At 46.0% G+C, this 11,990-nt stretch carries 9 protein-coding genes; 6 read left to right on the forward strand and 3 right to left on the reverse strand.

Features of this window, described 5'->3' with window-relative positions:
• The first annotated feature begins 17 nt into the window (after positions 1-17).
• Positions 18-1,223 (forward strand): DUF1501 domain-containing protein, encoded by a 1,206-nt coding sequence (locus tag JO154_RS21490; protein WP_291949353.1) that lies wholly within the window; start codon positions 18-20, stop codon positions 1,221-1,223.
• Positions 1,224-1,293: 70 nt separating this feature from the next.
• On the opposite strand, the gene JO154_RS21495 is transcribed toward JO154_RS21490, so the two are convergent.
• The 3 genes from JO154_RS21495 to JO154_RS21505 all read right to left on the reverse strand — a co-directional run bounded on the left by JO154_RS21495 (position 1,294) and on the right by JO154_RS21505 (position 5,719).
• Positions 1,294-1,815 carry a DUF6252 family protein gene (locus JO154_RS21495; protein ID WP_291949355.1) on the reverse strand — a complete coding sequence of 174 codons (522 nt, stop codon included), beginning with the start codon at positions 1,813-1,815 and terminating at the stop codon, positions 1,294-1,296.
• 52 nt (positions 1,816-1,867) lie between these two features.
• Positions 1,868-3,910, reverse strand: coding sequence for an OPT/YSL family transporter (locus tag JO154_RS21500; protein WP_291949356.1), 2,043 nt, complete (start codon positions 3,908-3,910; stop codon positions 1,868-1,870).
• A gap of 99 nt (positions 3,911-4,009) precedes the next feature.
• Positions 4,010-5,719 carry a peptide MFS transporter gene (locus JO154_RS21505; RefSeq protein ID WP_291949359.1) on the reverse strand — a complete coding sequence of 570 codons (1,710 nt, stop codon included), beginning with the start codon at positions 5,717-5,719 and terminating at the stop codon, positions 4,010-4,012.
• Between the two features lie 162 nt (positions 5,720-5,881).
• Here JO154_RS21505 and purD point away from each other — a divergent pair, with 162 nt between their 5' ends.
• The 5 genes from purD (at position 5,882) to mrdA (ending at position 11,962) form a co-directional block, all read left to right on the forward strand.
• Entirely contained in the window at positions 5,882-7,159 is a 1,278-nt protein-coding gene (gene purD / locus JO154_RS21510) for a phosphoribosylamine--glycine ligase (protein ID WP_291949361.1), read from the forward strand.
• Positions 7,160-7,477: 318 nt separating this feature from the next.
• Complete coding sequence (locus JO154_RS21515; protein ID WP_073078293.1) at positions 7,478-8,500, forward strand: rod shape-determining protein; 1,023 nt, start codon at positions 7,478-7,480, stop codon at positions 8,498-8,500.
• Positions 8,501-8,574: 74 nt separating this feature from the next.
• On the forward strand, positions 8,575-9,462 hold the full coding sequence (gene mreC, locus JO154_RS21520; RefSeq protein WP_291949364.1) for a rod shape-determining protein MreC: 888 nt from the start codon (positions 8,575-8,577) through the stop codon (positions 9,460-9,462).
• Positions 9,459-9,968 carry a rod shape-determining protein MreD gene (gene mreD, locus JO154_RS21525; RefSeq protein ID WP_111595074.1) on the forward strand — a complete coding sequence of 170 codons (510 nt, stop codon included), beginning with the start codon at positions 9,459-9,461 and terminating at the stop codon, positions 9,966-9,968. The genes mreC and mreD overlap by 4 nt, the downstream gene beginning before the upstream one ends.
• 68 nt (positions 9,969-10,036) lie before the next feature.
• Entirely contained in the window at positions 10,037-11,962 is a 1,926-nt protein-coding gene (gene mrdA, locus JO154_RS21530) for a penicillin-binding protein 2 (RefSeq protein WP_291949369.1), read from the forward strand.
• Positions 11,963-11,990 lie beyond the last annotated feature (28 nt).

Genomic DNA, 11,990 nt, shown 5'->3' on the forward strand with positions numbered 1-11,990 from the left:
CCCTAAAAAACGCATTTATGGATATTATCAATCGCAGACGTTTTATACAAGTTGGATCGCTGGCTTCCGCCGCGATGCTGATGCCTAAATTTCTCAAAGCGCTCGAACGCGGTGAGCTGGTGCCCCCAGGAAATAAAGTGCTGGTTATTGTGCAGCTTTCAGGCGGTAATGACGGCCTCAATACGATTATTCCTTATCGCAACGATATATATTATCGGTCAAGGCCGGCGCTGGGCATTAAACGCACAGATGCCCTCAGCCTCAACGATGATTTAGGTATACATCCTGCCTTGAAAGGATTTAAAGCTTTATATGATGATGGTTCTCTGGGCATCCTGAATAACGTAGGTTATCCAAATCCAGACCGTTCTCATTTCCGTTCAATGGATATCTGGCATAGTGGAAGCCAGGCTAATGAATTGTGGTCTGATGGCTGGATTGGACGTTATTTGGATGCGCAGTGCAAAGGATGTGATAAGCCTACGCAGGCATTGGAAATTGATGATACGCTCAGTCTTGCTTTAAAAGGAGAATATTCGAAAGGACTGGCACTGACAGATCCTAACCGCTTATTGGGTACTAGTAATAACCCTTTCTTCAAGGATTTGCTGAAACAGCGTCCGCAGGAAATGGATGACCATCATAATGTGGATTACCTGTATAAAACCATGGGAGAAACGATTTCCTCGGCGGCATATATTTCCCAACAGTTTAAGGTGTATCAGTCAAAAGAGGCTTATCCCAATACTGATCTGGGTAAGAATATGCGTACCATCGCGAACCTGATCATGTCTGATATCAATACCAAAGTGTACTATGTTTCTCATGGTAGCTTTGATACGCATGTGAACCAACAAGCGCAACAGGAACGTTTATTCCAACAGTTGAGCGATGCGATGACGGTGTTCACACAGGATTTGAAAAAGAATAATCGTTTCCAGGATGTGGTAGTGATGACCTTCTCTGAATTTGGCCGTAGAGTGAGTCAGAATGCCAGCGGTGGTACAGACCATGGTACAGCAAATAATATGTTCCTTATTGGCGGCGGATTACAGCGTAAAGGAGTGTTGAACGATGGCCCAGACCTGATGAATCTGCAAGATGGGGATCTGAAATATAAAATTGACTTCAAAAGCGTATATGCGACCCTGTTAAATAAATGGCTAGGTGCGGATGATGCAGGTATTTTGAAGGCAAAATATAGTCATTTAGATTTTGTATAGGGAGACACGGATCAAAAAGAAAACCCCGGACCACCAAGGCCCGGGGTTTTCTTTTTTTATGGCAATTGTACTATCTGCTAGTGTATTTCAACACAGCACGGAAGGTACCGTCTTGAATATTGGTAGAACCGCCGCTGCTGGAGCTTGAGAGTGTACCGCTGAAAGTACCCTCTACAAACTGGCTGTTGATCTGGGTGATATTGATAGTAAACCCGGCGGCAGTAGGATCCGTTTTTAACGTTTCACCAGTGGTGCTGGCGAGATAAATGGTCATGCTGTTGCCGGTGTTTGTAACAGGGTATGCGCCTGGTGCAAATGGCAATGTTGGTACTGCCAGCGTAAAGGTCACATAATCGCCTGCGTAGGTGGTACCTGTAATTTGCATGCTAGGATACTGGTCGTCCGGATTTGTAGACGTTGGATCAGCCAAGTAAACTACCGCTTTGGGATTTTCTGATAACTGGATACGGGTGCCCATAACCATAGAGATAAATTTTCTATCGGTGGCGTCTCCGTTGCCAGTAGTAGTTTTTTCACAGGATATGCCCAGCATCATTATAGCGCCAAGCAATGCAGTTACAATTATACGCATAGGTAATTCGTGATATATCTGATAAAATTAAGATATTATTTTTAGTAATCTGTTATTTTCTTGCGATACGGTATAGGTACCAACCCATAAACGCAAAAAATGCGGTTCCCAGTATATAATATCCGCCTTCTCCCAGTGCCGACTGAATACCTTCTCCGAAATTCAGCTTAGCGAGAAACTCCGAAGATTTATCGAAACCAGCCAGGATAGCGATAATCACACCTGATACTGCTCCTCCGGCTACCAGACCTGTAGCGAAAAGATTTCCTTTGCCCAGTTCATCTTCCTCCGGGGAAGTTTGTACTTGTTCTTTTTTCTTTTTGTAGTCTACCAGTCCGCGGATAGCGCCACCTACGAAAATAGGCATGGTGGTAGACAATGGCAGGTAAGCTCCTACCGCGAAAGAGAGAGAGTTGATCCCACAGAGCTCCATGGTAATAGCGATCAATACCCCAACTAATACAAACTGCCAATCGAGGTTAAAAGAGAGTATCCCCTTAATCAGTGTAGCCATGAGGGTACCTTGTGGCGCTGGAAAGAAGATACTACCAATTGCGTGGTCTTTTACACCACGGGCAATCATTTCATGTGTAGGGTGATCCAAGAATTTTACGGTCAGGCCGATTACCAAGGAAGACACGATTACACCGATAAATAGGGCCAATTGTTGGTACATAGGCGTAGCACCTACGATGTATCCGGATTTCAGGTCCTGAGAGGTGCCGCCGGCATTGGCTGCAGCAATACAAATCATACCGCCTACCACCAGTGCCATTGGTTCATAAACTTTTCCAGTCCAGCCCACCGCAATGAAAACAAGGCAGGTGCCCATCAATGTGGCGATGGTCATACCGGAGATCGGGTTGTTGGAAGATCCGATCAAACCTACAATCCTACTGGATACCGTCACGAAGAAAGCACCGAAGATCACCACGAGTATACCTACCAGGAATTTTTTTCCGATAGAATCGCCTGGAAGTTGCGGTAGTAAAGCCATCAGGAGTACGAGTACTACACTCCCAATGAGTACCACTTTCAAGCTAAGATCTTTTTCTGTTCTAGGAACTGCTTCTTGAGCACCTTCGCCATTACCTCCTTTCACCGCACCAAGACTCCCTTTGAACGTCGATATGATAGTGGGGATGGTTTTAAGGAGCGTAATGAAACCGCCAGCGGCTACTGCACCGGCGCCTATCTGTCTCACATAAGCAAAATATACAGCAGCAGAGAAATCAGCGAAGGTATGGGTAACCGGATTCCACTCTCCTTGTCCGCCTGCAGTAGTGACGCTAGCCAGTTGCCCGATTTTCACCAGTTGAGCTGCTACGACATCCTGTGGGATAACAGAGGCCAGAAGAGGAATCAATGCTAGCCAGGAAAGCACACCACCAGCCACCAGTACGCCCGCAATGCGAGGCCCGATGATATAACCTACTCCCATATATTCTGGCGTGATATCCGCACTGATATTGGCAGAAGGGAAAAATTTATTGGCGGCTTTTGTGAGGTAGCCAGGAGTGCCGGCAATCACATGAAATACCTTTTGCATTATGGCATACAAGGATGCAAACCCAAGGCCCCAGAAGGCAGTTTTAGCGAAGTCGCCCCCTTTTTCACCTGCAATCAAAACATCCGCACAGGCAGTACCTTCCGGATAAGGGAGCGTACCATGTTCCTTTACAATGAGCGAACGACGGAGTGGAATCATCATCAACGTACCAAGGATACCGCCAATGATAGCCAATGTGAGAATAGTAAAGTAGTTAAAGAATTGGGTGCCGGCGCCATCGCTAAGGAAGAGAAAGCCTGGAAGAGTAAATACGATACCGCCCGCAATGGATTCGCCAGCGGAGCCGGTAGTCTGGATAATATTGTTTTCTAGAATGGTGGTTTTGAACAGCTTTCTACCTAAAGTGATAGCAATAACGGCAATCGGGATGGAGGCGGAAACAGTCAGACCTGCTTTCAGCGCGAGATAAACGGTGGCAGCGCCAAAGATGATTCCAAAGATACAGCCCAGTAGGATGGATTTGAGCGTGAATTCCTTCATCCGGGCATTAGACGGGACAAATGGTTTGAAGTTGTTGTCAGACATATTAGTTGTATCAGTATGTAAACAAATATAACGTACAAAATGAAAAGCCCCGCTGCAGCGAGGCTTTTCATTTTGTACGTTATATCCAAAGGGGAATAATTATTTAACGCCGTGCATCCATTTTTTCAGGAATGGAGACAGGAAGAACAGCAATACAGCCGCTGCACCTGGCAGGATCACGAACACCATGAAGAATTCGAACAGGTTATGAATAGTGAAACCTGCGAAAGTTGGGTAGTGAGCAGCCAGTTTCAGTTCATGCAGTTTGCTGAGTTGTTCTGCAGAAGGAGTGATCACGCCATTCAGGATACCTTTCAGATCAATGCCTGCTTTTGCAGCATCAGCATAGTTATCTGGGTTTGGAGGCAGCAGGGCGCCCAGGGTACCAGCCAGTGCATAACCAGCGGCATTGGCCAGGAACCATACACCCATCAGCAAAGATGAGAAACGATGTGGAGCCAGTTTCGCCACGAGAGACAGACCTATTGGAGACAGGCACAATTCACCGAGCGTATGGAACAGGTACATCACGATCAGCCACATAACGCCAAGTTTCTCGTTTTCGCCCAGACTTTTTACCTGGAATGCAATGATCAGGAAGCCGGCAGACAGCAGGGCAAGACCCAATGCTTGTTTCACTGGAGAAATAGGTTCCAGGTTACGTTTCTGGAGCTTTATCCACAACCAGCTAAATGGCAGTGCAAATATGATAATGAAGATAGAGTTAGCGTTCTGAATGAAGCTAGGAGGCATATCCCAACCAAACAGTCGACGGTCAGTTTGTTTGTCCGCGATGAAGGTGAGGGAAGAACCAGCCTGCTCAAAACAAGCCCAGAAGAAGATTACGAAGAATGCCACTGCATAGAGCACGAGGATTCTTTGTCTTTCGATGGAAGTGATAGATTTATCCGTGAGGATCAGCACCGCCAGGGAGATACCAGTAGCGTAGATGAAAGGATAGATCCAAGATTTGATCGGGTTAGGATCGCTTGCAATGAAGTGGAAAGCCACGAATAATACTGCCAGCAGGGCTGCGCAGCCGAGGATAGCGCTGGAAGTAAATTTAGCTTTGTCCGCTTCGCCGGTAGGAGAAGCAGTTGGATGGAAAGTTGGTTTCGCGCCGATAGGTTTGCCATCAGGCGTTACTACGTATTTGTCTTTCAGGAAGTAAAACAGCACGGTACCCAGGAACATCGCGATACCAGCAGCGAGGAAGCCCCATTTGAAGGCAGCCACTACTCTGACACCACTTTCCAGTTTTACGTCTCCGAGGATTGGGCAAATGAGCATACCGAGGAAGGCGCCCATATTGATACCCATGTAGAAGATAGTGAATGCAGCATCCAGGCGGCCATCATTTTTTGGATAGAGGCTACCTACCATGGAAGAGATATTGGGTTTGAAGAACCCGTTTCCGAAGATGATCACGAACAAAGCCAACCACATTATCAGGCGGGCAGTATCTACGTTACCTGCGTAGAGGGTAGCGCTCAACACCATAAGGAGCTGACCAATACCCATAACAAAACCTCCTAATAAGATACAGTTCCTGTTTCCCAAGTAGCGGTCAGAGATATAACCGCCGAGCATAGGTGTAAGGTAGCAGAGACCGAGGAATCCACCATAGGCATAAGATGATTCAGCTTCTGAAAATTGCAGTGCATTTACCAGGAAGAGGGTCAAAAGAGCCCTCATGCCATAAAAGTTAAACCGTTCCCACATTTCCGTGGCAAATAATACCGAAAGGCCTTTGGGGTGTCCCTTCTGAGAGGCAGTTTCCGGCCCTTGTGCAACAGCAGTTTGCATCATAAATGGTTAGTTTTAAACAAGATTGTTTTAAGGTTCAGTTAAGCTATAAGGAGGCAATTTAAAGAAAATCGGGAATCCGGGTAAAAAAATGGTATAAATAGACAATTTTTGCGCTTTTTTGAACTTTCTTTGCATTTTCTTTCTCATCTGTATTAATTCATTATGAACATACTTTTATTAGGAAGTGGTGGTCGGGAACATGCACTGGCCTTGAAAATGTCGCAAAGTCCGCTATGCGGAAAACTGTTTATCGCGCCTGGGAATGCAGGTACTGCCCAATGTGGTACCAATGTGAATATGGGCGTGAGCGAATTTGACAAGATAAGATCATTCTGTTTGGAGCAGGGAATCACGATGGTGGTACCTGGGTCAGAAGAAGCGCTGGTAAATGGTATTTTCGATTATTTTGCACAGGATGAGGCGTTGAAGCATATTCCAGTAATGGGTCCTTCCAAACTGGGGGCACAACTGGAGGGCAGTAAGGCGTTTGCCAAACTGTTTATGGAGCGTCAAGGTATTCCTACCGCTGCTTATAGAGAGTTCAGTGAAGAGAATTATGAGGAAGGAATTGCTTATATTAAGCAGCATTCCTTACCAATCGTACTGAAGGCCGATGGTTTGGCAGCAGGTAAAGGAGTGGTGATCACCTCTAGCCATGACGAGGCACTTGATGAGTTTAGCCAGATGATCAAAGCGGCAAAATTCGGTGATGCTAGTCGCAAAGTAGTGATAGAGCAATTTTTGACGGGTATTGAGCTGTCTGTTTTTGTATTGACTGATGGCCACACGTATAAGATATTACCAGAGGCGAAAGATTATAAGAGAATTGGAGAAGGAGATAAAGGGCTGAACACAGGTGGAATGGGGGCTGTATCGCCTGTTCCTTTTGCAGATGCAGCGTTTATGAAGCTGGTGGAAGACAAAGTGATTCGTCCTACGGTGGATGGTTTATCAAAAGAAGGAATAATTTATCCAGGTTTTATATTTTTTGGCCTGATTAATGTAGCAGGAGAGCCTTTCGTGATTGAGTATAACTGTCGCATGGGGGATCCTGAAACCGAGGTAGTAATGCCTCGTCTGCAGAACGACCTGCTGGAATTATTTACTGCTGTAAGCGCGGGAAATCTTTCAGCGCAGACGATTTACACCGATCAACGTGCAGCCGCTACTGTTATGCTGGTGTCCAAGGGGTATCCTGAGGCTTATGAGAAAAATAAGGTGATTACTAGCATTCCACAGCCTACACATGATCAAATCGTGTTTCATGCAGGCACCCGCCAGGATGGCGCTTCAGTACTGACTAACGGCGGTCGTGTATTGGCGGTTACTTCCCTGGCAACCACCTTGTCCTTGGCATTGGCACATTCCGTCCAAACAGCCAACCAGATTGAGTTTGAAGGTAAAAACTTCCGCCGGGACATTGGATATGAGTTTATCTAACTAAAATAAATAATCGGCAGCCCCAGCGAGGGGTTGCCGTATCTGCAACATGTTAACTGAAGATAGCAGGGGGAGGGCTGTCTAATTATCACGGAAAAGCGGAGATGTAAGGCGTTATTTTTTAGAAACGGAATTATTAAAACGGGGTTAAAATCCGTTGGATTGATCGGTACTTCAAGAGAGCAGTTACTATGCCGTTTATACTACAAATAAGATTTTTTAATATTTAGCCGTATTATTGCAGGAATATCCACTTTTTGCATCGTATATTCGTTGGAATTATTCATTTTTGCATTCTAATTTTTGACCGTATCAACAATGGGATTTTTTAATTTTTTAACGCAGGAAATCGCGATTGATTTAGGTACAGCTAACACGCTGATAATACATAATGACCAAGTGGTTGTGGACGAGCCTTCCATTGTAGCGATAGAACGGGCTAGCGGCAAAATTGTGGCGGTTGGTAAGAAAGCCATGATGATGCACGAAAAAACTCACGAATATCTTCGTACTATACGTCCCCTGAAAGATGGCGTAATCGCAGACTTTAACGCTGCGGAAGGCATGATCAGGGAACTGATAAAAATGATTTACCCTAAGAAACCTTTGTTTGCTCCCAGCTGGCGTATGGTTATCTGCATCCCTTCCAGTATTACTGAAGTGGAAAAAAGAGCCGTTCGCGACTCTGCCGAACAGGCCGGAGCGAAAGAAGTTTACCTCATTCATGAACCAATGGCGGCCGCACTGGGTATTGGCATTGACGTAGAAGAGCCTGTGGGTAACATGATTATCGACATCGGAGGTGGTACTACCGGTATTTCCGTTATAGCACTGGCCGGTATTGTTTGTGACCAGAGTATTCGTATCGCCGGTGATGAATTCACCGCAGATATCATGGAAGCACTCCGTCGTTATCACTCCCTGCTCATCGGTGAAAGAACCGCTGAACAGATCAAAATTCATATCGGTTCCGCACTGAAGGAACTGGATAATCCACCAGATGATATCCCTGTAAACGGTAGAGACCTTGTTACAGGTATTCCTAAGCAAATCATGGTTTCCTACCAGGAAATTGCTGAAGCACTGGACAAATCCATCTTTAAAATTGAGGAAGCCATCCTGAAAGCGCTGGAAACTACGCCTCCAGAATTGGCATCAGATATTTATCGCAGAGGACTTTACCTGACCGGCGGTGGTGCACTGCTCCGTGGTCTGGACAAACGCCTTGCCCAGAAAATCAAACTGCCTGTGCATGTAGCAGACGATCCGCTGCGCGCAGTAGTGAGAGGTACCGGCATCGCCCTGAAGCATGTTGGTAAATATCCGTTCCTGATGCAATAAAACCTATTTTGAGATTTAGGGCGGCAGATTCACTGCCTCCCTAAATCAACAAATCTCAAAATTCTTGCGCGCTTGTGCGAAATCTAATCATTTTCTTAAGGCGATATTTCAACTTCTTCTTATTTCTGCTGCTGGAAGTGATTTGTATTGTATTGGTGTTTCAAAACAATAGCTTTCAGCATGCTGCATATGTTAACTCCGCCAACAACGTCAGTGGAAAGCTTTACGATAAATACAACAACGTACAATACTATTTTCATCTAAAAGCCACCAACGACAGCCTGGTAGCAGAAAATACCCGCCTGCATAATGCCATCCGCTCTAGCTACGATAGCATGGTTACCACCAACGGTACCAGAGTGGACACCATCCGCAGATACAGTGACGATACTACCCATAAAATCATCAGCACGGAAATCCGTCGCTTCCAATACTTCGAAGCTAAGGTGATCAACAACTCCCTCAATAAACCCATGAACTATATTACCATCCACCGCGGAAGTAAACAAGGCATCAAACCCAATATGGGCGTGATCAGTCCGAGTGGTGTGGTAGGGGTTGTTAGAAGTGTGAGTGATAACTATGCCGTAGTGCTCTCCCTGCTCTCTAAATCCAATTCCGTATCCATCAGCGCCCGATTGGCACAAGGTAAGGAAATGGGCTCCGTACACTGGGATGGCGATGATCCAGCTTATGCCACACTGCGCGATATCCCTAAAAGTGCCCAACTGCACAAAGGCGATACCGTTGTGACCAGCGGATTCTCCGCCCTCTTCCCGGAAAATATCCCCATCGGATACGTGGAAGGATTCTCACAAGGCGACAAAGCAAGTACTTCTCTCACGGTTAAACTACGTCTGGCTACAAACTTCTATAATCTCCAGTACGTCTACGTGATTGAGAACCTCCTGAAAGATGAACAACAAAGTTTGGAAGACTCGACTTACAAGCTGATTAAATGAGTATACTGTTAAGAAATATTATCCGATTCGTGCTCCTGCTGCTGATCCAGGTATTCGTTCTCAACGAAATCCTGATACACCAGTTGGTGAGCCCCTACATATACATGCTCTTCATATTGGTGCTTCCATTTAACCTGCCTCGCCCAGCACTTATGCTGCTGGGGCTGTTAATGGGATTGTCATTGGATATGTTTATGAATACCATGGGTATGCACGCCGCTGCCTGTGTATTCATCGCCTACCTGCGTCCGTTCATTATCAACATCCTGTCCCCGCAGGGAGGATTCGAAACAACTCAGAAAACGCCGTCCATGACAAGTATGGGCGTGTCGCAGTTTTTAATCTATGCAGCTATCCTGGTATTTCTGCATCACACTGTCTACTTCACCCTCGAAGTATTCGGATTTGCCAACCCGTTATACCTGTTGCTGAAGATTATTTTATCCTCCGCAGCCAGCCTTTTCCTCATTATTCTGTACGAAATGTTATTCTTTTCCAGAAAATAACGAAAAGCGACAGTTGCTGCTCGTGGGATCAATTGAAGGTTTAAATTTGCAAAAGCTACAACAATTGCATGTCTGTATTTAATCAGCCCAGGAGAAGAGTAATTCAATTGATCATTCTTGGCATGGTGTCCATCATCGTCGTCAGATTGTTTTTCCTGCAGGTCGTAGAAAAGAAATATGCCAAGCTCGCGGATGCCAACGCGGTGCTAAGGAAAGTCGTATACCCTAGTCGCGGTATCATTTATGACCGCAAAGGACGCGCGATTCTTAGTAACGACGTGCTGTACGATCTCGTGGTGACTCCCAGAAGCGTGAAGAATATAGACACCGCTTACCTCTGCACTATTCTGAAAATAGATAAAGAAGAGTTTAGAAAGAAAATCGCCGACTGTATCAAAAAGAATGGTCCCGTAAGGCAATCTGTCTTCTCATCTCTCCTACAGGCGGACATTTATGGCCAACTGCAGGAAAGTATGTACCTCTTCCAACCAGGATTTGAACTGGTACCAAGGCAAATCCGCTCCTATCCTTACTCTGCCGCCGCTAATATCCTAGGATACATTGCGGAGATTTCACCTACCATGCTGAAAGACTCCAACTACGCTTCCTATAACTCCGGCGATTATCTCGGTATGACAGGTTTGGAAAAAACCTATGAAAGTGTCCTCATGGGCCAACGTGGTATCCAATACCTGGTAAAGGATAACCTCAACAGGCCACAAGGTCCTTATGAAAATGGGGAATTCGATAGTGCGGCCGTAGCAGGTAAAAACCTCCGCCTTAGCCTGGATATTGAATTGCAGGCATTCGGGGAACAAATGATGCACGGAAAAATTGGTAGCATCGTTGCCATCGATCCGCAAGATGGTGGTATCCTGGCCATGGTCAGTGGTCCGAGCTTTGACCCGAACCTCCTGACCGGCTCCTTCCGAAGCGCTAACTTTAATAAACTTTATCTTGATACAACCCTGCCCCTCTTTAACCGTGCCATTCAGGCACAATACCCGCCAGGATCTACATTTAAGCCAATGATCGGCTTGGTAGGATTGGATGAAGGGGTCATCACAGCAAACACGGGATATCCTTGTTATGGCGCTTATATGGGCTGTAGCAGACCTATCAAGTGCGAACACCACGACCCAGGACACGCGGCCAACTTCCGTTTGGCGCTCGCTCACTCCTGTAACTCCTATTTCTCCAACACGTATCGCCTTTGTGTGGATGCGCCTAAATGGGGAGGAATACGAGTCGGCGGTATGCAGAAATGGGCGGAATACATGAATAGCTTCGGCTTTGGACACAAGATAGGTGTGGATATTCCAAGTGAAAGGCCTGGACGTATCCCTGATAAAAAATACTACGACGCTAAATATAAAGGCAGTTGGAACTCCTGTACTTCCGTATTCCTCGGTATCGGTCAGGGTGAGGTGGAAACCACTCCGCTGCAAATGGCCAACGCCATGTGTATTCTTGCTAATAGAGGATCGTTCTTTGTGCCGCACTTTGTGAAAAGTATTGATAACGACGACACGCATCTGTTGGACAAATACAAACAACGTCACATAGTGGCGCATATCTCCGATGAAGCATACGACGCGGTAATCAAGGGTATGACGGATGTGGTGGAAAGCGGTACTGGTCGTGTGGCCCAAATTGAAGGTATTACCATCGGCGGTAAAACAGGTACGGCAGAAAACTACGCCATTGTGAACGGTGTACGTACAAAAATGCCTAACCACGCACAGTTTGTGGCCTTTGCACCGGCAGAAAATCCAAGAATCGCCGTTTGCGTTATCGTGGAACGTTCCGGGTTTGGTGCGAAATATGCTGCACCTATCGCCAGCTTGATGATTGAGAAATACCTGAAGGATTCTATTTCCTCCAAACGTGCAGGGATGTTGAAAACCGTAATGGAAACGGTGACTATTCCGGATGCGATGAGATCAAGGTCCAAACTGGATTCCCTGAATGCTACGGTTATCAAAAAGAGATAATAAAAAAATTAACCATAAACGCCCAAAC

The organism is Chitinophaga sp. (assembly GCF_019236475.1).
Taxonomy (GTDB): Bacteria; Bacteroidota; Bacteroidia; order Chitinophagales; family Chitinophagaceae; genus Chitinophaga.